Raw genomic sequence first — 21846 nt, 5'->3', positions numbered from 1 at the left:
TGACATGATCGGCGACTCCGTTCCCTGGAGAGAAGAACTCCGAAAGTCGGCGGCGAGACTCAGCCGCTGGAACACACAGAAGCGCTGGACCAGCCGCACCTACTTCAATGCGGAGCGCGACATCATGATGGGCGCGTACTCGATCCGTCGTCTCATCGATTCCGAAAAGTCGTCATCTCTTCTGCCGGGCCGACGGATTCCCACTCGCAGACACGCCCTCGTCGGCCGCGTTCCGACGTCGCTCGACCGCTTCGATCCCGAGCGGTTCTATAACTTCGGCGAACCGACGAACTCGGAACTCACCATTGGCTGGCTGTGTAATCAGATCATCCACAGCTTCGTTTTCCAGATCTACATCGAGGAAGATTCCACGACGAGCGTGGTCTTTATCTCGGACCGCGACCGCGGAAAGCACCTCCACGGAATCAGCTTCGCTGCTCTTACTGACCTCTTCGACTATGTAGGACGAGAGGACATCGTCGAACGCTCGGGCACAAAGATCGACGGCACCGAGACGGTTGTGAATGTCTCCAACCACGATGCCGTGGAAAGTGGCCGTGCGGCCTACTCGGACGACGACCATGTGATCATCCGATGGACGCCGGTGGACACCCCCGCCTTCGATCAACGGATCCTCGACATGGTCGCGCGCCGACTCTCTGAGCAGCGGGCTGAAGTCGACCTCGACGGCGAAGACGGCTAACCGGCGGGACATGTTGATGCGCAGTTCTCGTCACGGTGAGCGATCGCGTAAGAGGCTCTGTAACTTGTTCGGAGGGCGAGCCCACATGTTTTAGTCCGACCCCTCAGCTCGTTGAGCCAAACGCAACCATGTCGCGATGTCCAGAAAGCACGTTGAGCAAATATGCGATCAGGCGATTTGCCTTGCGCTCACACCCCTCACGCTCGTCCACCCGACGGTTCCCAGGATGCGGCACGACAGGGCGGATTCGCATCCTCGCGGTGACTAGTCTCAACTGCCGCACGCGCCCTCGCTCAAGGCCCTGCTGCGACGATCAACCACGGAACACGAGGCCCGTGTAACGCGTACGCGCCGGGGGATCGACTGCGGCTACCAGATTAAACAGCCACAACGCCGCCGCCTGTTCGTCTGTTCGTTGCCGCCGAGCAAGGACGCGTTCCACCGCGTCAACGAGTGGGTCGTCGTCGCTGACCTCGTCGAGAGCATCGCGCACACCGGCGTCGACGAAACAGAACGTCTGCGGTAGGAACCAATGGACGCGAGTGAGGTGTGTCGCGAGCAACGCCAGGTTCGCGCTGCGTGACGAGTTGTCTGGAGAGACGGCAATCAGCCAGCGCGTGCTTGCAGAGATCCAGGCTTCCAGACGCGGGCCATTCGCAGTCAAGGAACCTGCAACGCTCAAGAGGAAGGGGAGGATCTCGTCAGCGCTTTGCGCGCCGAGGTGCTCGATCACGCCGGCAATGTCTCGCTCAGCCTCCTCGCGAAGGTCCAGCGCTCGGCGGTACAGGGTTTCATTGAATGGAATCCCGATGTACCGCTCGATCAACAGGCGGCGGCGGATCTCCTCTGCCTGCTCGTCGTTGATCGCCTCGGCTGCCAGAAGTACATCTATAAGCGCGAGCGTCGAGAACGTGGTCACTCCGAGGTGAGCAGCGATTCTGTTGAGCGCAGCATCATCGCTCCACAACGGCCGTGTCGAGCCAGCGATGTTAGCTGCTGCGAACCACACGTCGTCAGAGAATCCGTCGCGGTCGGATTCCTCGGTGCGCGGTGGGCTCGCCAGTCGGTCAAGTGGGCGGAGAAGATTCAATAGCTCTTGGACGCGCGGAGCATCTAGGACGCGATGAGATTCGGCCCGGAAGCGCCGCGCGACCGGTCCGTTCCAGCGCCCCAGTGACGGGCCAGCGTGGTTGAACCGGCCGATCGCATGGGACGCGTCCACTGCGTCTCGAAACTGTGTCGCAGCGATCGACAATCGCGAGAACGCGCCAATCATTGCGGACCGGAGTTCGGCCGGCAGTATGGAGAGAGCGAAAAGCGCCGTGAGGTCTACCACCACGGCACCGCCAAGGTGAGCTTCCGCGCGAGCACGTTCTTCATCCGTCCCGTCTGAAACGAAACGAACCCCCGACGCGTGCGAGATCACCGCCTCGGTGAGAGTCGACCCGTGGGCTAGGCAAATGAGGCCGAGGGGGAAATTACCTCGGAAGACCTGGTCGTCGAGCTCAGAGGTGTCCGGTCTCGTCCCAACGGCTTCGAGAAGTTGATCGAGAATAGAATCGCTCTGTTCGAGATCCAGAGTCAATCGCCGGATTGCCCCATTCGGGAAGTCTCGAAAGTAGTCGTCGATCAGAGCTGCTTCGATAGATGACGGTCCAGCAATCTCGCTCTCGCTAACGTCTGGTGAATCACCTCCGACCTCACCGTCTGCTCTCGCCTCACTCGTGGAAGGGTCGCCTTCTTCGTCACGATGGCCCGGCAATATAACTAGGCCGACGATATGTCTGCGAATCTCTTCGTCTTCGGCCCATTCGGCCGCGATGTCTCGAAGGTCCTCCGGGGTTCCGATGGCTTCGCCGAACTGCTGGTAGAGGTTAAGCCACACCAACACATGAGTTCTGTGGGTGGGGCGCTGGCGACTCTCCAGACCACGCCAAGTGCGAAGTGCGGCGTCGAGTTCGCCGGCGTTGTGTTGACACGTGATTAGGGTCCACAGGGCCGCTTGGTCCCCGGGCAGTAGCCGGACGCGGTGCTTCGCGGAGCGCGTTGCTTGATCCCAGTCGCCGGAAGTGGAGTAAAGCTCAATGAGGAGGGCGTGGGTGCGGGCTGTCGCACCCCACGACTCGGGCGCTGCTCCTAGCGCCTGGTGAGCACTATCTATGGCGTCAGTGATGAGGTCCATCTGCTTTTCGAGCCTCGCAACGACGAGCCAACAGTCAGCATCCTGTAGGCGTGTAGCTGCCGCTCGCAGTGTTTGACGCTGAAGGTCTCGGTCACCCCGTCGACCGTAGACCTGACTGAGGGTAATGCCGTACTGAGGGTCCGAATGGGCTGCTGCTTTGAGACGGTCGAGTCCACCCTCGACGTCAGCGAATGCCTCACTGATTAGCGTTAGCTGGTCGGCCCAAGCCCCGTTTCCCGTGGTTCGTTGCTGTTCAACAAACGGGTGTAGTACGCCTTGGTGCGCGAGGCTAACGGCGATCTGGGCTTTCTCTTCGAAATCAGACGTACCCTCGAGTGTTTCGGACAGGTATGCGGCGGCCGCCTCGAAGTCTCCTTCTCCGTCCGCGATCAGTGCTCTCAGATTGGATACGACAGCCCGGTCGATCCCCTCCTCTGCCAGGATTTCCTTCGCGAGTTCGAATAGACCGTTCTCTGCAAGGATGGTGGCCCGCAGCGTGCGGAGGCGTGCGCTCGTTGCTTCCTCGACCGTTGCTTCGCCTTCCGGTTCAGCCGCAGTCAGTTGCAGTGCGCGGCTTGGGTCGTTTAGTAGTCGCGCAGCGGTGACAGCTAGAGCGACTACTTCGCTTGCGTCCTCCCCCCAACGACGCATGTCGTCTCGTGTCTGGATGAGCAAGCGCAGTGCCTCCGCGAGATCGTCTTCGTGAAGCTCCGACGGTTCGAATGTCTGCCGTGCGATCATGGCACGCGACGCAATCAAAGCGGCTGCGGGATTGCCGGTCTCTGCGTGAAGGGGCCGGGCCAACGAGATTGCAAGATCGAAGTCGCGCCGCCCTTGGGCGATTTTCGCGAGCATCAATGTGCGCGTCGCGCGCTCGCGTGACGTGACAGGTCGCCACTCTCGAATCGTGTGAACGGCGTCGTCGAGACGCCCGTCTCTTTCCAGACCATGTGCGACTACAAGCGGGTGCCGAACGTCATGCAGCTCCCTTTGCACACCTCCGTCGAGCTCGGCCTCGAGCCAGTAGCGTCTGATCTCCCAGTATCCAAGCGGGTGCGCCCCCCGATCGATTCCTTCGTTCAAGAATCCGAGAGCCGCGTTCTTCTCACCCGCATCCGTGGCCATGTCGGCTAGCCACACAAACACGTCCGCCGGAGCATCGTGCAAGAAAGCAGGCGCCCGTAATGACCAGGCAACGAGGATACTGTGTCGATCCTCGGTGTCCAGAAGTTGCACAAGCCTCGGCATAGTTGTCCAAGTGCGGTACGCCTCACGTGCCGTCTCGGCTCGCAGTGGCCTCATCGATGCCAGCCGCGTCTCCCACAGCGCTCGGTCATCGCTTGCAGCTTCGACGGTCTCATGTAGACGCACAATGTCGGTACGTATCAGCGCAGTCGCAGACATTGTGGCCCCGACGGGAGACAGTCGCTTCGTGATCTCCTCGTCAAGGAGTTCGAACACCCGAGCGGCCGACTTGTCATCGCCCGTCAGCTCCAATAACGAGCCACTCACCTGCTCCCGGCCGGCTTTGCTCGTGAGAGCGTCGATGAGACCCGTCTCATGGAGCAAGTCTCGGAGTGCTCGTGGATTAACCATGATGCCCTCGACCGCGGCTCTCTTGACCACGCGCCGGACAGCCCGGATGTCGAGCGTCAACCATTTGAAGAGCGCGACGATAGGACCAACAAGGGTCCCGACGATATCTAGCATCCGGATACCCCCTGCACTACGGTGCTTTCAGCTGAGTGGTGATCCCCATGACCGCCACGACGAAGGAACGTCAGTCGGATGACACACGCTCAAGGACAGGGGCGAACACCCCGAACTCGGGGCGCGGCGTGAAGGCATCCATCCGCCAAATCCCAGACTCGTACCGGCCTGGCGATACTTCATCGACAAGCTCGAGTTCGATTAGTTTGCCCATATCTCTGCGAAACAGTCGATCGGAGGCTCCGTCGTACATCTCCGAAACCATCGGATTGAGGTAACGAATCTGCTTGCGGGTGAGCTCGGCGCCATCAGGCATTGCGAGAACAACCGCGCGGCGGCGACGCGCGGTGTCGGTCGATGGTTCCGTCTGGAATCGCTCATGCACGTAGTTGACCCATGCGACGACCCTTTGATGAGCCTGCACTGTGCGAATCTGGTCTCTTAGTTGGTCTCTGAAACCGAGCGCACTGTACGCCACGAACCCTGCGACATCGTTGCGCCTCGAGGCGGCATCGAGCTTCTCGTAGTAGCGTGCACGCGTTCGGTTGTAGTAGTCGGACAGCAGGTTGGTGCTCACGTAGGGAACTAATCCGCAGTGCGCCAAGATTGCGCATTCGATCAGACGGGCGGTGCGCCCATTTCCATCTCCGAACGGGTGGATCCAGGCGAGGTAGAGGTGCGCGAGCGTGGCCGCAAAGAACACGAGGAAGAACGCTTGATCAGGAGCGGAATCCCGCTTCTCAGCAGCCTCATCCAGGATGGTGTTGATCCACGAGCAGAGCTTCTCCATTAGCAGAGGGACATCTTCAGCGGGTGCCCCGCGATAGTTCCCGACAACGATAGCGATGTCCCGGTATGAGCCAGGGTTCACGTGCTCTGCAACATCGAGCTCCGCCATTAGCTCCCGATGTTTCCCCAAAATCCACTCAGGCGACAGTCGGAAGGCTCCGTCAGATTCCCACACCTCGCGACGAACGCTCGTCAACGCGTCGAGCACATTTCGCACCTCTTGTTCAAGGTACTGCTGCGACTCAGGGAGCCTCTTGTTGTTGTCAAGAATGTCGTTGACTTCTTCCTCGCTCAGGGTGTTGCCTTCGATCGCCGCTGACGCGAGTGCCCCGCGCCGCATGTACACACGAGCGAGGTCCCAGGCAACCCCAGGCTGAAGTGGCGCGCCGATGAGGTGCTGGCACTTGGAGAAAGACTCCCCGAGGTGCGCCCAGACGATCTCGCTGAGAGAGCCCGTTTGGAAGTCGAAGGCAATCCAAGGATGCGAAGTTTCGTAGAGGCGTGGGGCGGGCGACATGTACTGATGATACCTAACACACCCTTGGATTGTCCAAGGGAGTGTCCAAGGTGCTGTCCACTGCTCTCACGCCACACCCGCCGGAAGCATCGTCACCTGACCATGCTCGGACTCGCCGGCCACATCGACAGCGACCAGGAACGGTGCGGACCAAGCGTAGGCGTCATCAACTCTGCTGCATCCATTCGCGCACGCGATCTCGAGACGCACCTCACCTGGTCAGCGCTCCTCGTGCCTGCGCTGATCAACGACGAGAACGACTCTCGTGAGGATGCGATCACAGCGCGGGCGCTCGTCGCCGCACCCTGCGCATGCCTAGATGTCGCTCTCGATGAATGGGCAACGTCCACGACCGACGTCACCTGCCGGGACGCGGTGGAAAACGCATTCACCGCACTTCGACGCGACCCGCGGAGCCTCCGAAAGGCCGTGCAACCAGCGAGTTCATCACTACGGCGGCCACGGAAGGCTGGTCGCCCGAAAACGTCTGCCAGAACCGAGCAAAGGCACCCAGTTCAGGTGACCTGAAGTGAACGCGAACCGTTGTAATCGAGGCGCTTCGGTCATCGATCTCCATCAGCACAGCGTCTTCGCGTGACGGCGACACGCGACCGAGGAATGTCAGAGAGGAGTGAAGCCGGACTGAGTTCGACGGTGAGCCACGGGAGCACGGCGCGAGTCAGTTCGAAGGCGGAGCTCGGTCGCGCGGCCGCTACTGCAATGCTTGTCAAGTCCGGAGGACAGCGCCCCTCGCGGGGCCGCCTAAGATGTGCCACCGGTAATTGTCGGCCGGTTTAGGCTGACACCCGTCAATCGGATCGAATATTGGTCACGAGTACGGCGTGGCCACTGCTTTCCAGAGCCTGGGCAAGTGCGAGTCGACTTGCCGCGAGGTCTTCTCGGAGCTGCACGATGAGTGCTTTCGCGTCCTGAAGCTCCCGTTTCAGGCGGGAGTTCTCCGCTTGCGTGCGCTCGTTGAGCGCAGCTTCGGCGAGCCGCTCGGTCGCGGACGGTTCTACCATCGCTTCGAGCTTCGCGCCTAGATTTCTTCTGCGCTCGGATCTGAGCTGAGCGACCTCTGCTTCGAGTTTCTTTCTTGCCTCTTTCGTGCGGGTGAGCGCATTAATAAGCGTCGTCCGTTCAGCGACACCCAACGAAGCTGTCGGAAGCTCACCATCAACAGATATCTTTCGCCGACTGCGTGCGCTGGCGACGGCTGCGGCGACGCGAGCGTGAAGCTCTGGATGGCTGTGGATGAACTCCCTCGAGACCTTGGCGGCTCGCGCTACGGACGAGATGGACCGCAAGTGGTCCGGTGCAACCGGCGACTCACACACCTCGATCACCGCCGCGCGTTTCTCGAGCGACACCTGAGCGCGGTGCATCGCGAGGGCGGATGCCGCGTCCTCAGCCATTTCCTGACCCCAGCAGGATTGCGCGAATATCTATAGTGCGTGGCGCCGATGCGCGGCGCCGAACATCCTCCATGGTGTCCAAAGCGTCGCGGATTGCTCGCTGCTCGTCTTCGGGGAGCGACCCGATGTATCTGTCGATCCCCTCCACGATGCGGTCGCAGTCATCTATGCGATTTTCGAGGTGGGAGACCATATGACTTCCCGGTGCGATCAAGCTGAATCGCTCGCGCTGCGCCTTCAGATGGAGTCGTTTCGAAGTTATGCCGTCGCGCTCAAGCGGGTCGACCAGGAAAAACGGGCATGACTCGCAGGCGTGATTGATCAAGCACGCCTCGCCGCCGGACTTCACGTTGGCAGGCTCCGTGCATGTGCCCAAGGACACCGCGAGCTTGCCGAAGGCCGCCCGTTCATTGTCGAACGGAACAACTGCGCCCGTGATATCGAGGCGGCGAGGGGAGATCGCAGCAAGCGCTCGCTTGCGACGCTTCGCTGTCACCTGATAGTAGGCCATGGTGGTGTTGAAGCTCTTGTGACCCATGAAGTCTTGCAGAACATCTGGGGGCGTTGTGGATCGACCATCCGCATCTTCTGCGTCAGCAAGCCGTTGCGCGAAAGCGTGCCTGAATGAGTAGGGGTCTATCGTCCTCACGTCGAAATGGACCAGGTTCCCTTCCGCGCCCAGGACTGAGGAGCTAAACGGAGCTTCCCTCGCGATCACTTCCATGAATTCACGCACGCGCTCAGCCAGAAATGATCCCGTCCGATGCCTCGCTCCGGCATCCCTGCCAAAGCTCGGGAACAGCCACTCTGACTCAATCCCCACTGTGACCTTGAGCGCCTGCCAGTCGCGAATCACATCGTGCGTTTCCGGGTGTATTGGAAGACGCTTCCCCCAGCCGTACGGCGGCTTGCCTTCCTGCCATTCAAGGTACGGAGCGCCGGCGTCGTCATAGCTGATGCAGTCGTTTCTGAGTTTGACAGTCTCCCCGGTGCGACGACCACACCGCTCTTGCAGGAAGATCATGACGCGAGCTTCGGCGGTCTGGTAGGCGGTGCGACGCGAGTAGAGCGCGATGTGATCCATCACCCAATCGACAACAGGCTGCGGAACGAATCGGAACGGTTCATCGGCGTTCGCGGCCGAGCTCGTCAGGATCCCGTTTGGCTGGTGTCGAACCCTGTCCACGGAGAAGGCACCAGGAACCCGCCGCCACGCCTCGAGCGTTTCCATGTTGTCCCGAGCGTATTCGGAGACCTCCCTCACGACGGTCATTAGTCTGCGTTGATACTGAGCGGTGGGCCAGCGCTGCAAGATTCGGCGATGCACTGCATCCATATCGGCTCTGGTCAGCGATCCTGCGTGTGCGCTACGATCGCGAATCACCTCGTCGACGACAGTCCAGGCCTTCGCGACCAACAAGAGCTTGTTGGAAGTCCGCGCTGCGGCGTACGCCCAGGAGGCGACCGTTTCTCGAATCCAGGGCTCGTGAATCCCGGAGATATTCACTTTCGCGTGGAGGCCATGGGCCTTCGAACCGGGACGAAGCACGAGATCAGACAGATAGATGACTCCGTCAGACGTGACTGACGTTCCTGACCAACTGCGGTGCGCGCCATCAATTCGAGCCTGAACTTCCCGAAGCAGTCCGCGGCGGTTCGACTGGGTCCATGGCAGGCCTAGCTGATCTAGACCTACGAGCGACGCCGTCTCGTTTCTGCGCAGAGCGCTATACATGCTTCGAACGGCGACCGGGTCGAGCATCGCCGTACCTGCCATGTCACGTTGTTGGATCGCGTATAGCAACTCAGAGCGAACCGGTTCGTTGAGCAAGAAAAAGGGCGTTGCGGTCGCCTCGGCATAGCTTCGCGCTGCGACGCCGTCGAGTGGAACCTCTACCTCGAGGGAGAACCATCGTTCCATGGTGGCGGAGGCCTCCATCGAGTGCTCCCGCGCCCATCGCCGAAAGCGATCCAAGTGCATGGCGCAGAGGCCGTGAGGGCCCGTATTCTGCAGCCCGCACGTCACGGCTAAGCACATCGCGCGTGCTTCGAATCCCTGAGGGTTCATGGCGGCGATCCAGTCGGCGACGCTTCCCGTCGCGTTCGATCGCTTCCGCCAACCCCTCGCAGCCAAGATATGGGAAGCGCAAAGACCGTGCCCGCCGTGGTCGCGTTTACACTGCGGAACCGTGCAGCCGGCTGCTCGGGATTTTCGGACGCGCGGGGTTAGTATCCACTCGTCCCATTCGGCCACGCCCTTCTTTTTCTCCAACCGCCAAGCCTCACGGCAGGCAGGACACAGGTGTCCGCTGGTCAGATGAGTGCCGCAGCCGGGCTTCCGGCACGCACCAAGGGCCGTGATCGGGTTACCGATGTCCGGCGTAAACGTCAGGGTCGAGTGGTCGTATTCTCCTGGCCGCCAAGCAGGGTCAATACGCTCACGCAGGAAATCGATCCATGTGCGCTCTTCTGCTTTGAACGCCGAGGCTTGGGCTACGGCCACGAGGCTCATTCACTCGTCCCGACTACGCGTATGGACCGTGCTTGGAGTGCGTCGAGTGCCGCTCTCTTGGCAGGTTCCAGACCGTGGGTGTAGACGCGGGTCGAACCGATATCCCGATGCCCCAGCAGTTCCTGAATTACATCGAGTGGCTGTTGCTCCACTTCGATGCCTCGCGCTAGCCGGGTGCCGAACGTGTGGCGAAGCATATGCGGGCCGCTCAAGGGGTAATCGATTCGCCTACTCACACGCTGGATGACGTCTCGCACGCCCCAGTACGTCATCGCCCTCCCGAGGTCAGCGTCGCGGCCGTAAAGGTTGACAAACACGTGTTTGCTGGTGTTCCTCGCTCCGAGGATGGCGTCCCGCTCGATGATGTAGTCCACATATAGGTCAACGAGCCTCGACGACACAAACAGAACCCGTCCCTTGCCCTTCGCCCGTGCTCCGTTCTCGGTTGGATTATCCATCCGGATGTGGAAGTGGCCATCGAGGATGTTGCAGCGTAGTTCGGCGCTGCCACCACCGAAATGTAGATCAGCAGTGAATAGAGAGAGAGCTTCCCCCACACGTATGCCCGTGACGTACATGAGATCCACCAGGAGTCGATCTCGGTGATTGAGCTGCAAGGTTTCGAGTCGCTCGCGCGCGTCAGCGCTCTCGATCCACTGGGGATCCGCCTCTGTCCGCCGACGGTCGTCGGGACGCAGCTCGGGCACTAGGACCTGTCGCCTCTTTCCGTGCTCGCCGCCACTCGCCGTCCCGGGAGGGAAGTACTTCATCTGGGTCATCCGGCGCTCTACGTCCGACAGAAGAAGATCGCTGCCCTCCGCCCAGGAGTAAAAAGATCGCAATGCCGTCATCCACTTAGTCACGGTCGTTGCGTTTCGCTGGTCAGATGTCGAGAGCGTTCGCATCCAAAGCCTGAGATGGGCGAGGTTCACGCGTCGCCAGTCGGACGTGTTCGCGGTCCAGTTGAGGTATTCCGTTACCTGGGAACCGTATTGCTTGATGGTGTTCGGGGAACGTCTCATATCGACCAGCGAGGAAAGCCACAGCGATGCGACATGGAGCTCACCGTCCGAGTCGCAGATGACCCATTGCTCTCGCCCGCCTGAAAGCTGCGCCAACTCCATCCGTAGGCCCATCCCGCCCGGCACAGCCTGCCCGCGACTGCGGCTTAGTCCCATCGGCTCCTCCGTCTCGACTCGCCAGACCGATCTCGCACGCCCTAGAGCGTACTGGTTGCCACCGACGAGGCGCGCGCTCGCGCCCTCGACCGCACTTGATGGCTGCCCGGCCTCAGTCGCACGCGCGGGCGGCGACACTATGCATGCGTGCGCTCATAGGACGACGACGTAGCTGACATATCCAACTGAACCGGTCAGGCACAGACGCTAGGGCACGTGATTCTCAGTTGCTGACTCAGCCGCAGCGACTACAGATAACGGACGGCTCGCGGCTGCACGTGGCGATCGCCGACGTCGTGCGCGGATCGTGGGCGGTGAACATCCGGAAGTTCCTGCCGAAGTACCGCACGCTCGAGGCGCTCTCGGCCCAGGGCGCGCTGCCTGCCGGACTGGCCAGGGCTCTGCGCGATGCGATGCGGGAGGGACGGAGCGTGATCGTCTCGGGAGCGACCCACGCGGGCAAGACGACCCTCCTCGGTGCGCTGCTCGCCTCCTGTGCGGAGTCGCAGCGGATCATCACGGTGGAGGAGACGTTCGAGCTCGCCGTCGACGGTCCTGATGTCGTCGCTCTGCAAGGGCGCCAGGCGAGTCTCGAGGGAACAGGGGAGATCACCCTGCGCCGTCTGGTCAAGGAGGCGCTGCGCATGCGGCCGGATCGTCTCGTCGTCGGCGAGGTCCGGGATGCCGAGGCGCTCGACCTTGTCCTCGCACTCAACACCGGCGTCCCCGGCGCGGGCACGGTGCATGCGAACTCGGCGGCGGAGGCACTGGAGAAGCTCACCATGTTGCCGCTGCTGGCGGGCCGCAATATCGACCGTTCGTTCATCGCCCCCGCGCTCGCCACCTCCATCGACCTCGTGGTGCACTGCGTTCGCGACGATTCGGGCATGCGACGCGTGCGGGAGGTCATCGCCCCGACCGGAGAAGTCGTGGACGGGCGGATCGTCGCCACCAGGATCTACAGTCCCGCGAGCCGGATGCGCGGTGCGGCGGGCCGGGAACGGGCTGGCCTCCCCGGCTTCGGGGGTGGATCGTGACCGTTCTGATCGGCGCGGTCCTCGCGGGTGGTCTTCTCCTGTGCCTGGCACCGTGGATGTGGCCCCCACGCGAGCAGCCGGCCCCCGCCGCGCGGCCCGGTCGTGTGGCCCGTCTGACCGACGAGGCGGGGCTCAGTGCCCTCTCGCCGCGGACGCTGATGACGGCGATGCTTGCCGCGGGAGGCATCGCCGCGTCCGTGGTCTGGCTCCTGACGGCCATCCCTGTACTCGCGCTCCTGGCCGGACTGGCGGCGGCAGCAGCACCCGTGATGTTCCTGCGGGGGCGCAGAGTGCGGCTGCGACGGCTTCGCCGACAGCTATGGCCTGACGTCTGCGACCTGCTCATCGCATCGATCCGCGTCGGGCTGTCACTGCCGGATGCGGTGGCCAGTCTCGCCGAGTCGGCGCCACCGATGTTGCGGCCGGCTTTCGTCGTGTTCGCGCAAGACCTGCATGCCACGGGACGCTTCGAGTCGAGCCTCGACCGGTTGAAGTCGTCGCTGGCCGACCCGATCGGTGATCGGATCATCGAGACATTGCGGATGGCTCGACAGGTCGGGGGCACCGAACTGATCGGGGTGCTCCGGGCGCTGTCCGCATCGGTACGAGCGGATGCCGCGCTGCGCGGTGAGGTCGAGGCTCGGCAGTCCTGGATCCGCGGTGCCGCTGTTCTCGGAGCGGTCGCGCCGTGGGTCGTCCTGACTCTGCTCGTGATGAGGCCCGAAGGTGCATCCGCATACGCGACGCCCGAAGGGGTGGTCGTGATCTGTGTGGGTGCCGCCGTGTCGGTGACGGCGTTTCGCATCATGATGCGCATCGGACGACTCCCCGAGCCCGGGCGGTGGTTCGGGTGAACGGGGTGTCCGCTCTCGCGAGTGCCGTACTGATCGGTGGGGCGTTCGCCGGAGGGGTGCTGAGCATCCTCACGGCCCTGCCTCGATGGCGGGCCGCCGCCCTCACCGTGCGGATCGCGCCGTACGTGCGGGACGTGGTCGAGGACGAGAGGATCCCTCGAGGAGTGCTCCCTGCGGCGGGCATGCTGCCGGCGACGGGACGCACTCTGTGGCAGCGCGCACAGCGTGGGTTCGAGCGGCTGCTGGGTGGCAGCGAGGTTCTACGCCAGCGCCTGGCGCAGGCAGGGGTGGCGACCGACCCCATCGCGTTCCGAGGGCGGCAGCTCGGCTGGGCGCTGGGCGGGATCGGGGCGGGATCGGTTGCCGTCATCGCGCTCGCCGTCGCCGGCAGGATGTCCGTGCCCGTCGTCCTGATTCCCGTGCTCACCGGTGTGGGAGCCGCGATGGCCTATGACGCGCAGCTTTCCGCCCGCGCGAAGAGTCGCCGTGCACGCCTCACCGACGAGCTGCCGACCACTCTCGAGTTCCTTGCACTGTGTCTCTCGGCAGGGGAGGGGTTCCTCGACTCGCTGCGTCGTGTGGCGGCGGTCGGTTCGGGAGAGCTGACGGCGGAACTGCGCCAGGTCGTCCTCGCCGTCGGAACGGGCTCGCCTCTTGCCGATGCTCTCGGCGACATGTCGAAGCGCCTGCAGCTGCCGGGACTCGGACGGGCGGTCGACCAGGTCACCGCGGCCCTCGAACACGGCGCCCCGTTGGCCGGGGTTCTGCACGCGCAGGCCGGCGACGCGCGAGAAGACGCGAAACGCACTCTCATCGAACAGGCGGGCCGCAAGGAGATTCTGATGCTCCTGCCCCTGGTCTTCCTCATCCTTCCGCTGTCGGTGCTCTTCGCGATCTACCCCGGCCTCTTCATCCTCCGACTCGGCATCGGCTGACCATCCCACGAAAGGGCGACCATGACGGTACACACGCAGCATCACGGATTCCGAGCTTCGCAGAAGCGCTGGTGGCGAACCCCGGCGGGTTGGGCGCGGACGTTGCTCACCGACGAACGCGGAGACGTTCCCGGCTGGGTTCTCGTCACACTGATGACGGCGGGACTCGTCGTACTGATCTGGGCGGTAGCGGGACCCGCGCTCACTTCACTGTTCGAGCAGGCGATCCAACGGGTGTCCGGACTCTGAGGTGCGTTTTTCGCACGGCCTGCGCGACGATCGCGGATCCAGCCCGGTGGAGTTCCTCCTCGTGGGCACGTTGCTCACCGCGCTCACTCTTGCTGTCTTCCAGCTCGCGCTCGCCGTCTACGTCCGGAACGTCGTTCACGATGCCGCCATCGAAGGCGCGTACCACGCGGCACTGGCCGACACGACGTTGACCGAGGGCGCGGACCGCACGCGCGCCGTGATCACGCAGGCGATCGGTGGTGCGTACGCCGGTGACATCGTCGTCGGCACATCGCAGTCGCGCGGCCAGGAGACGGTCGATGTCCGCATCCGAACCGCCCTTCCGGTGTTCGGTCTCGTGGGTATCCCGTATGCATTGGAGGTCGAGGGGCATGCGCCGATGGAATCGCTGGGCGAGGAATGAGGACGGCTCGGCCGCGCTGGAGTTCATCACCGTCGGCGTCATCCTGCTCGTGCCCCTCGTCTACCTCGTCATCGCCCTCGGCGCGATCCAGGAGCAGACGTTCGGGGCGGAGGCGGCAGCACGTCACACCGCGCGTGCGATCGCGATGGCTCCGGATGCCGCAGCGGGGGAGGCGCGGGGTGAGGCCGTGCTCGCGGGGGTCGTCGAAGAATACGGACTCGACCCGGCTTCGGTTGACGTGTCGCTGTCATGCACTCCGGCGGGCGTCCCGTGCCCGTCGGCGGGAGCCACGATCGTCGTCACAGTGTCCACTCGCGTACAGCTTCCGTTGGTGCCCGCGATCCTCGGGCTCGATCGAGCGACGGCCATCCCGGTCGAGGCGGAGGCCGCGCAGAAGGTCTCCCGATCGTGGGGTGCGGAATGAACCAGGACGCCCGCCGAGACCGCGAGGAGGGAAGCGTCCTGCTCCTCACCCTCGCGTATGTGCTGCTCGCTCTCGCCGTGATCTTCGTCTGCGTCTGCGCCACCGACCTCTACATCACGCAGAAACGCCTCGACGCGCTCGCCGACTCGGCCGCGCTCGCCGGAGCCGATGGCTTCACTCTGCAGGTGAGCGACGGCGAGGTGCGGGCGGAGCTGACGGATGCCGGAGTGCAGGAGCAGGCATCGGCGATCGTGGCGGCGCTGCCGGGGGATGCCGTGCTCACCACAGCGGGCACACCCGACGGCGTCTCGGCGCGCGTCACGGTCAGCACGGCGTGGCACCCTCCGCTGGTGTCACCGTTCGTCCCGGCGGGTGTGCCGTTGGAGTCCACCGCCACCAGCCGCACGGCGCTTCGGTGACGACGACCCGCTACCTCAGCGCTGCGCGCGCAACCGCTCCAGCAGCCCACCGAGTCGAGGAACGAGCTGCGGAGGCACCTCGGCGGGCAGAGCATCCACCGGCCACCAGCGCACATCGTCCGACTCGTCACTCACGGTCAGCGCATCGGCCGGATCGACCGTCACCGCGATCCCGATGTCGAGGTGCGATGCGCACCGGCCGAACCGTGAAGACAGCGCATGGTGGTCGAGGTCGTAGGCCAGCGGCGAGCTCACTGCCACCCACTCGATGCCTGTCTCCTCGCGCAGCTCCCGTAGAGCCGCTGCCACGATCGACGCATCGCCCTCTTCGAGGTGGCCGCCCGGCTGCACCCAGAACCGACCCTTGCCGTGGAAGACGAGGAGCGTCTGCGTGAGCGACTCGTCGAACACGACGCTCGAAGTCGTGAGGTGATCGGCTCCCGACTCACGCCAGACGGGGCCGGAATCAACCGGGAAGAACGAGGCGAAGTCGGCCTGTGCAGCCCGATCCCGCTCCGAGAGCGGAACGAGATCCGTGATCAGTCGATGTGCCTCGGCGGCCAGCATCCGACTCATGAACCTTCTCCTTCCGGCCGCGCCCGCGGCACGAACTTCGGGATCCACCGGAGGAACCCGGCGGCACCCACCAGACCGACGACACCCATCGCGGCCGCGGCGAACGACAGGCTGGCGACGGCGGTGATCGCCGAGACGAGCAACGGGGCGATCGCGCCACCGGCATCCGTCAGCGTCCGCCACGACCCGAGGAACGCTGCCGGCTCCTGCGTCGGAGCGACGTCGGCGCCGAGCGTCAGCAGGATGCCGCTGGACAGACCGTTCCCGACGCCCAGGACGGCGGCGAACATTCCGAACCAGAGCACGGCCGCATCCAGGTCGTGCGTGAACGACAGCGCGAGGAACCCGGCTCCCATCAGGATCATCGCGGGCATCGCCGCCCACAGACGGCCGAACCGGTCCATCACCTGGCCGCTCGCGTAGAAGAGGGCGAAGTCGATGGCGCCGGACACACCCACCACGAGGGCGATGGTCGAGGCGTCGAGTCCGAGAGAAAGGCCCCACAGTGGAAGGACGACCTGTCGAGCCGATCGCACAGCCGACAGTGACGCCGCCGCCAACCCCAATCGGCCCAGCACCGCACGCTGGTGCCACATGGTCTGGAAGATCCCCGCACGTTCGATGGTCGGGATCGACCCGCTGACCGCTTCCCCGGAATCCTCGGCGGCGCGCTCACGAGCGGTCGGCGGCGTCGGGGGAGCCATCTTCTCGGGGTCTGGCCCGAACAGCACGAACAGGACCATCAGCACCAAGCACCCGAGGAAGAACCAGATCGCCGCAGTCTCGTCGCCGAAAACCTGCAACAGCCCCGCCGCCACGAAGGGGCCGATGAAGACTCCGAGGCGGAAGCTTCCGCCCAGCAGTGAGAGCGACCGCGCCCGGAACGCGACCGGCACCCTCGTGGTCATGAAGGCATGGCGGGCAAGACCGAAGGCCGCGGCGCACAGACCGAGCAAGAAGACGGATGCAGCGAGCACCCCGGGCGACGGCGCGAACACCATGCCCACCGCGGCGACGATGGCGACGACCCCGGCGATGACCATCGTGTACCGCTCGCCGATCTTGCCCACCGCCCATCCGGCCGGAAGGTTGCCGCACAACTGACCGACCACCAGCGCCGACGCGACCAACGCCGCGAACGCGACGTCGGCGCCCATCCGCGCGGCGATGATCGGGATCAGCGGGATGACCGCGCCCTCGCCGAGCGAGAACAGGATCGTCGGCAGGTACACCATCGGTCCGAACTGACGAAGGACCGTTGACGCGCTGCTCACATCTTCACGCTACTCCGATGCGCGGCACCCCCGATCCGACCGGGTCCCCGCGCGGGCAGGCAGCACGTTAGGCTGGGGTGTCATGCTCGAACTAGATCTCTCCGCCGAAATCCAGGCGCTCAGGCACACCTTCGGCGACATCAGCGAGGTCGTCGATGTCTCCAGTCTCCGCGACGAGATCGCGCGACTCAGCGAAGAGGCCGGCGCCCCCGACCTCTGGGACGACACCGACCGGGCGCAGAAGGTCACCAGCGCCCTCAGCCACCGTCAGTCGGAGCTCGCTCGCGTCACCGCCATCGCCCAGCGTCTCGACGACCTCGAGGTGCTCATCGGCCTCGCGAACGAGATGGGTGACGAGGAATCCGCACAGGAAGCCCGCACCGAGCTCACCGCACTGACCGAGATGATCAACCAGCTCGAGGTGCAGACGCTGCTCGACGGCGAATACGATGACCGTTCGGCCATCATCACCATCCGCTCCGGCGCCGGCGGCGACGACGCCACCGACTTCGCCGAAATGCTGATGCGCATGTACCTGCGCTGGGCCGAGCGGCACAAGTACCCCGTGAAGGTCATGGACACGTCGTACGCCGAAGGCGCCGGCATCAAGTCCGCCACCTTCGAGATCGTCGCGCCGTACGCTTTCGGCACGATCTCGGTCGAGGCGGGCACCCACCGCCTCGCCCGCATCAGCCCCTTCGGCTCTGCTGACAAGCGCCAGACATCCTTCGCCGCCGTCGAGGTCATCCCGCTCATGGAGGAGGCGACCGAGGTCGACATCCCCGAGAGCGACATCCGCGTCGACGTCTTCCGCTCCTCGGGTCCGGGTGGGCAGTCCGTCAACACGACCGACTCCGCCGTGCGCCTGACCCACCTTCCGACCGGCATCGTCGTCTCGATGCAGAACGAGAAGTCGCAGATCCAGAACCGTGCGGCCGCCATGCGCGTGCTGCAGACTCGACTCCTGCTGCTGCAGAAGGAACAGGAAGCGGCGAAGAAGAAAGAGCTCGCGGGTACGATCACGGCGAGCTGGGGCGACCAGATGCGCTCGTACTTCCTCTACGGCCAGCAGCTTGTGAAAGACCTCCGCACCGGGCACGAGTCCGGCAACCCCGCCGCCGTGTTCGACGGCGACCTCGACGGGTTCATCTCGGCCGGCATCCGCTGGCGCAAGCGCAAGATCGAAGACTGACCCACGATCGATGACGGATGCTGCCCACGGGCCGCCCGTTCATGACGAAGACCCCGGGATGCGGTGAGCATCCCGGGGTCTTCGTCATTGTCAGCTGATCGTGATCAGGGGACCAGGCAGACCGTGATGGCGTCGCTGAACTCTTCGGTGAAGGCGGTAGCCGCATCCGGATCGGTGAAGGTGGCGTCCTCACCGGACGCGATGATGCGGAGCGTCTCGTCATCGATGTCGGATGCCACGAACTCGTCGGCGAAGCATCCGATCTGTTCCTCGGTGAAGGTTTCGCCATTGCCGGCCAGCGCGACGATCTCCGTGATGCCGACCGCGACCTCTTCCGCGGTGGGGCGGCCCGTGCCGGTCGAGCCGTCGGTGCCTTCCGTCGCGTCCGGGTCGGACGGTTCGGCAGAGATCGACGGTGACGAGGTCGGGAAGTCGTCGACCTCTTCGCTCAGGCCCTGCGCGAACGCGAACAGGTAGACGAACGACATGATGATGCCGAGCACGGTGCCGACCACGGACAGGGCGAGTCCCGCGATGCCCGGCCACTTCTTGCCCTTGAGGAACAGCGAGATGATCGACACGATGAATCCGGCGGCCAGGAAGAAGAACCCGATGAAACCGATCACCGGGATGAACACCAGGATCGTTCCGACGACCGACAGGCCGAGTCCGACCAGACCGAGTACCGACAGCTTCTTCGGGCCCTCCGGCTCAGCACCCGGGTAGGGAGCGCCCGGTGCGTAGGCGCCGGCGCCGCCGTTCCCCGGGTATCCGCCGGGAGCCGCAGCGTACGCCGGGGCAGCGCCCGGGTAGCCGCCGTACGTCGGGGCCGCAGCTTCGCCATAGGTCGGAGCGACAGCCTCGTTGGGTGCAGGCGGGGCGTACTCGGGCGACACGGATCCGCCCGCATCGCTGTTCGACGCGGGCGCCGACCAATCACGAGAAGCGTCAGGCGCGGCATCCGCGGGCGTCACGGTGTCCTCGAGCACGGAATGATCGGCCTGGCCGGCGTCCGCGTGTTCGGGCGTCGCCTCTGCGGCGGAGGCCCCGTCGGCGGCGGGGGTCTCGTGCGCTTCGACCGGGGGCTCCTCGGCGATGACATGCGTCTGCTGCTCGGAGAACCGAACGCTGTCGTCTCCGGGAGCTGCCTCTCCTGCCGGGGTCTGCACGTCAGCTGCGGCCTCCGACTCCGCGGCAGCAGGGGCCTCCGGCGCGAAGTGCTCGGTCCACTGCTGGCCGTCCCACCAGCGCAGGCGTCCGGATCCGTCGTCGTACCAACCGGCGGGTGTGGTCATGGGGTCCCCCTCGAAAGTCTTCCGCGCGCGCGAAGTGGCGCGAACCGATGTTCCATGTATAGCAGTGGCAGGTGACGTCGATCAGGCCATCTCGTGGGCAGCAATACCCATACGCGGTCGCGCCTGCGGGGTGTCGCTCGCGACCAGCGAAGAGGCCGCGCTTAGGCTCGTAACGCCATGATTCGGTTCGAGAACGTCACGAAACGCTACCGCGGAACGTCGAAGCCCGCCCTGTCCGGTGTCGACTTCGAAGTGCAACGCGGAGAGTTCCTCTTCCTCGTCGGCGCCTCAGGCTCCGGCAAGTCCTCCTGTCTTCGTCTGATCCTCCGCGAGGACGTGCCCACATCGGGCCGCGTCGCGGTGCTCGGGCGCGACCTGCGGTCGCTCGCCAACCGAAAGGTGCCGTACTTCCGGCGTCACATCGGCTCGGTCTTCCAGGACTTCCGCCTGCTGCCGTCCAAGACCGTGTACCAGAACGTCGCGTTCACCCTGCAGGTCACCGGTTCGTCCCGTGGGTTCATCCAGCAGGCCGTGCCGGAGGCGCTCGCTCTCGTCGGTCTCGACGGCAAGGAGAAGCGGATGCCGCACGAGCTCTCCGGCGGTGAGCAGCAGCGCGTCGCGATCGCCCGCGCCCTCGTGAACCGGCCTCAGGTGCTGCTCGCCGATGAGCCGACGGGAAACCTCGACCCCGCGACCTCCGTCGACATCATGCAGCTGCTCGCTCGGATCAACGCCGGGGGCACCACCGTGCTGATGGCCACGCACGAGGCGGGTTTCGTCGACCAGATGCAGCGCCGGGTGATCGAGCTCAGCGATGGCGAGATGGTGCGCGACGAGGTGCACGGCGGTTACGGCGACACCTCCAACATCCCGCGCCTCGCCCCGGAAGGGGTCCGCGGTGCCGCGGCCGCAGCCGCACTCACCGCCGTGCAGGAGGTGCAGCGCCAGACGGCCGATCTCTCGGTGGTGCGCGCTGCCCTGGCTGAAGAGCTCAGCGCGCAGCGCAAGGCCGAAGCGAACGCGGCTGACGCCGTGCCCTCCGCATCCGAGGTCCCGGAAGCGCAGGCTGTGCCGCCCGAACCGCAGACGCGACCGGTCATCGACGAGCCGGTCGACGCGCCGGCCGCGACGCGACCACGTACCCATCCGATCGTGCTGCCGGAGGTGGACGTCGCCGAACTCGGAGTCGCCGATCGGCTGGGACTGTCGGATGACAAGGATCAGGAAGTGGGGCCGACATCGTGAGAATCGGCCTGATTCTGACCGAGGCCCTGGGCGGCCTCCGTCGAAACATCTCGATGGTGATCTCCGTCGTGCTCGTCACGTTCGTGTCACTGACCTTCGTCGGCGCTGCGATCCTCATGCAGGCCCAGATCGGCGTGATGCGCGGCTACTGGGCCGAGCGGGCGCAGGTCGCCGTCTACATGTGCTCCGAGGTGTCGGAAGCGGAGACCTGCCTCGACGGCGCCGCCAGCGAGGAACAGGTCGCGGCGGTCCAGGCGCAGCTCGAAGGGGAGGCGCTCGGGCCGCTCATCAGCTCGCTCACCTTCGACACGAAGGAAGAGACCTACGCCAAGCTCGTCGACCAGCTCGGCGAGGATCAGGCCAGCGTTCTCACGCCGGACCAGGCGTTCGAGGTGTTCTTCGTCACGATGAAGGACCCCGGGCAATCCCAGGTGCTCTCGGAAGCCTTCAGCGGTCAGGCCGGCGTCGAGCAGGTCCAGGACCAGCTGCAATACCTCGAACCGCTGTTCTCCGCCCTGACGGTGGCGACGTACATCGCCGTAGGCATCGCCGTTCTGATGCTCATCGCGGCGACACTGCTGATCGGCACCACGATCCGATTGTCGGCGTACGCCCGCCGCAAGGAGATCGGCATCATGCGCCTGGTCGGAGCATCCAATCGCTTCATCCAGACACCGTTCGTGCTCGAAGGCGTGTTCGCCGCCTTCCTGGGTTCAGCGCTGGCCAGCGCCGCGGTCATCGCAGGGGTGCACTTCGGCGTCAACGGATACCTCCGCGGGCGGGTGCCGTTCATCACGACCTGGGTCACGATGGAGAACGCCGCGCTCGTGGTCCCCGTGCTGATCGGAATCGGCGTCGTGCTCGCCGCGCTCTCAGCCGGGTTCGCGATCCGGCGGTGGCTCCGCACCTGATGTAGGCTGGTGGGCTGGCCGATCAC

General features: G+C 64.6%; 19 protein-coding genes. 11 read left to right on the top strand and 8 right to left on the bottom strand.

Annotation, left to right across the window (positions count from 1 at the left end):
* Nucleotides 1-4 precede the first annotated feature (4 nt).
* Complete coding sequence (locus tag D7252_RS18705; RefSeq protein ID WP_120777110.1) at nt 5-703, top strand: hypothetical protein; 699 nt, start codon at nt 5-7, stop codon at nt 701-703.
* 313 nt (nt 704-1016) lie between these two features.
* On the opposite strand, the gene D7252_RS18700 is transcribed toward D7252_RS18705, so the two are convergent.
* From D7252_RS18700 to D7252_RS18680, 5 genes are all read right to left on the bottom strand, one after another.
* Nucleotides 1017-4595, bottom strand: a complete 3579-nt coding sequence (locus D7252_RS18700; RefSeq protein WP_120777109.1) for a PIN domain-containing protein — start codon at nt 4593-4595, stop codon at nt 1017-1019.
* 70 nt (nt 4596-4665) lie between these two features.
* Nucleotides 4666-5901, bottom strand: coding sequence for a Fic family protein (locus D7252_RS18695; protein WP_120777108.1), 1236 nt, complete (start codon nt 5899-5901; stop codon nt 4666-4668).
* 809 nt (nt 5902-6710) lie between these two features.
* Entirely contained in the window at nt 6711-7316 is a 606-nt protein-coding gene (locus D7252_RS19865) for a hypothetical protein (RefSeq protein WP_147406773.1), read from the bottom strand.
* Complete coding sequence (locus tag D7252_RS18685; protein ID WP_183055414.1) at nt 7309-9255, bottom strand: site-specific integrase; 1947 nt, start codon at nt 9253-9255, stop codon at nt 7309-7311. The genes D7252_RS19865 and D7252_RS18685 overlap by 8 nt, the downstream gene beginning before the upstream one ends.
* 569 nt (nt 9256-9824) lie before the next feature.
* Nucleotides 9825-10952, bottom strand: a complete 1128-nt coding sequence (locus D7252_RS18680; protein ID WP_183055413.1) for a tyrosine-type recombinase/integrase — start codon at nt 10950-10952, stop codon at nt 9825-9827.
* 281 nt (nt 10953-11233) lie between these two features.
* On the opposite strand from D7252_RS18680, the gene D7252_RS18675 reads away from it, so the two are divergent.
* The 7 genes from D7252_RS18675 to D7252_RS18645 are packed head-to-tail and all read left to right on the top strand — an operon-like array spanning nt 11234 to nt 15327.
* Complete coding sequence (locus D7252_RS18675; RefSeq protein WP_259461154.1) at nt 11234-12043, top strand: CpaF family protein; 810 nt, start codon at nt 11234-11236, stop codon at nt 12041-12043.
* The gene (locus D7252_RS18670; RefSeq protein WP_120777104.1) at nt 12040-12897 is read left to right on the top strand and encodes a type II secretion system F family protein; all 858 of its coding nucleotides are present in this window, start codon (nt 12040-12042) and stop codon (nt 12895-12897) included. Before D7252_RS18675 ends, D7252_RS18670 begins: the two co-directional genes overlap by 4 nt.
* 5 nt (nt 12898-12902) lie before the next feature.
* Complete coding sequence (locus D7252_RS18665) at nt 12903-13832, top strand: type II secretion system F family protein (protein WP_308162547.1); 930 nt, start codon at nt 12903-12905, stop codon at nt 13830-13832.
* 21 nt (nt 13833-13853) lie between these two features.
* The gene (locus D7252_RS18660) at nt 13854-14081 is read left to right on the top strand and encodes a hypothetical protein (protein WP_120777103.1); all 228 of its coding nucleotides are present in this window, start codon (nt 13854-13856) and stop codon (nt 14079-14081) included.
* 1 nt (nt 14082) lies between these two features.
* Nucleotides 14083-14484, top strand: coding sequence for a TadE/TadG family type IV pilus assembly protein (locus tag D7252_RS18655; RefSeq protein WP_259461153.1), 402 nt, complete (start codon nt 14083-14085; stop codon nt 14482-14484).
* Nucleotides 14453-14908: a TadE family protein gene (locus D7252_RS18650; RefSeq protein ID WP_183055412.1), complete on the top strand. Its 456-nt coding sequence runs from the start codon at nt 14453-14455 to the stop codon at nt 14906-14908. Before D7252_RS18655 ends, D7252_RS18650 begins: the two co-directional genes overlap by 32 nt.
* Complete coding sequence (locus D7252_RS18645; RefSeq protein WP_120777101.1) at nt 14905-15327, top strand: pilus assembly protein TadG-related protein; 423 nt, start codon at nt 14905-14907, stop codon at nt 15325-15327. Before D7252_RS18650 ends, D7252_RS18645 begins: the two co-directional genes overlap by 4 nt.
* Before the next feature lie 15 nt (nt 15328-15342).
* Here the strand turns inward: D7252_RS18645 and D7252_RS18640 are convergent, their stop codons facing one another.
* Together D7252_RS18640 and D7252_RS18635 are read right to left on the bottom strand one after the other, a co-directional pair.
* A complete protein-coding gene (locus D7252_RS18640) occupies nt 15343-15903 on the bottom strand; it encodes an NUDIX hydrolase (protein WP_120777100.1) in 561 nt (186 codons plus the stop codon).
* Nucleotides 15900-17138 carry an MFS transporter gene (locus D7252_RS18635; RefSeq protein WP_120777289.1) on the bottom strand — a complete coding sequence of 413 codons (1239 nt, stop codon included), beginning with the start codon at nt 17136-17138 and terminating at the stop codon, nt 15900-15902. Before D7252_RS18635 ends, D7252_RS18640 begins: the two co-directional genes overlap by 4 nt.
* Nucleotides 17139-17259: 121 nt before the next feature.
* On the opposite strand from D7252_RS18635, the gene prfB reads away from it, so the two are divergent.
* Nucleotides 17260-18369, top strand: a complete 1110-nt coding sequence (gene prfB / locus D7252_RS18630; protein ID WP_120777099.1) for a peptide chain release factor 2 — start codon at nt 17260-17262, stop codon at nt 18367-18369.
* Between the two features lie 104 nt (nt 18370-18473).
* Here prfB and D7252_RS18625 read toward each other — a convergent pair whose 3' ends face one another.
* On the bottom strand, nt 18474-19664 hold the full coding sequence (locus D7252_RS18625; RefSeq protein ID WP_120777098.1) for a DUF2510 domain-containing protein: 1191 nt from the start codon (nt 19662-19664) through the stop codon (nt 18474-18476).
* Between the two features lie 177 nt (nt 19665-19841).
* Between D7252_RS18625 and ftsE the strand changes: the two genes are divergently transcribed.
* Both ftsE and ftsX read left to right on the top strand, forming a co-directional pair.
* A complete protein-coding gene (gene ftsE / locus D7252_RS18620; RefSeq protein ID WP_120777097.1) occupies nt 19842-20909 on the top strand; it encodes a cell division ATP-binding protein FtsE in 1068 nt (355 codons plus the stop codon).
* Nucleotides 20906-21820, top strand: coding sequence for a permease-like cell division protein FtsX (ftsX, locus tag D7252_RS18615; protein ID WP_120777096.1), 915 nt, complete (start codon nt 20906-20908; stop codon nt 21818-21820). The genes ftsE and ftsX overlap by 4 nt, the downstream gene beginning before the upstream one ends.
* Nucleotides 21821-21846: the final 26 nt, after the last annotated feature.

The organism is Microbacterium sp. CGR2, assembly GCF_003626735.1.
In the GTDB taxonomy this organism is placed as follows: Bacteria; Actinomycetota; Actinomycetes; order Actinomycetales; family Microbacteriaceae; genus Microbacterium.
Note: the sequence above shows the minus strand (reverse complement) of the source record. Positions and strands in the feature narration are given on the sequence as shown.

Excerpts from the sequence above, each read along its gene's own strand:
- D7252_RS18705 (WP_120777110.1), top strand. The coding sequence starts at position 5 with ATGATCGGCGACTCCGTTCCCTGGAGAGAAGAACTCCGAAAGTCGGCG.
- D7252_RS18700 (WP_120777109.1), bottom strand. The coding sequence starts at position 4,595 with ATGCTAGATATCGTCGGGACCCTTGTTGGTCCTATCGTCGCGCTCTTC.
- D7252_RS18695 (WP_120777108.1), bottom strand. The coding sequence starts at position 5,901 with ATGTCGCCCGCCCCACGCCTCTACGAAACTTCGCATCCTTGGATTGCC.
- D7252_RS19865 (WP_147406773.1), bottom strand. The coding sequence starts at position 7,316 with ATGGCTGAGGACGCGGCATCCGCCCTCGCGATGCACCGCGCTCAGGTG.
- D7252_RS18685 (WP_183055414.1), bottom strand. The coding sequence starts at position 9,255 with ATGGAGGCCTCCGCCACCATGGAACGATGGTTCTCCCTCGAGGTAGAG.
- D7252_RS18680 (WP_183055413.1), bottom strand. The coding sequence starts at position 10,952 with ATGGAGTTGGCGCAGCTTTCAGGCGGGCGAGAGCAATGGGTCATCTGC.
- D7252_RS18660 (WP_120777103.1), top strand. The coding sequence starts at position 13,854 with ATGACGGTACACACGCAGCATCACGGATTCCGAGCTTCGCAGAAGCGC.
- D7252_RS18650 (WP_183055412.1), top strand. The coding sequence starts at position 14,453 with ATGCGCCGATGGAATCGCTGGGCGAGGAATGAGGACGGCTCGGCCGCG.
- D7252_RS18645 (WP_120777101.1), top strand. The coding sequence starts at position 14,905 with ATGAACCAGGACGCCCGCCGAGACCGCGAGGAGGGAAGCGTCCTGCTC.
- D7252_RS18640 (WP_120777100.1), bottom strand. The coding sequence starts at position 15,903 with ATGAGTCGGATGCTGGCCGCCGAGGCACATCGACTGATCACGGATCTC.
- D7252_RS18635 (WP_120777289.1), bottom strand. The coding sequence starts at position 17,138 with ATGGTGTACCTGCCGACGATCCTGTTCTCGCTCGGCGAGGGCGCGGTC.
- prfB (WP_120777099.1), top strand. The coding sequence starts at position 17,260 with ATGCTCGAACTAGATCTCTCCGCCGAAATCCAGGCGCTCAGGCACACC.
- D7252_RS18625 (WP_120777098.1), bottom strand. The coding sequence starts at position 19,664 with ATGACCACACCCGCCGGTTGGTACGACGACGGATCCGGACGCCTGCGC.
- ftsE (WP_120777097.1), top strand. The coding sequence starts at position 19,842 with ATGATTCGGTTCGAGAACGTCACGAAACGCTACCGCGGAACGTCGAAG.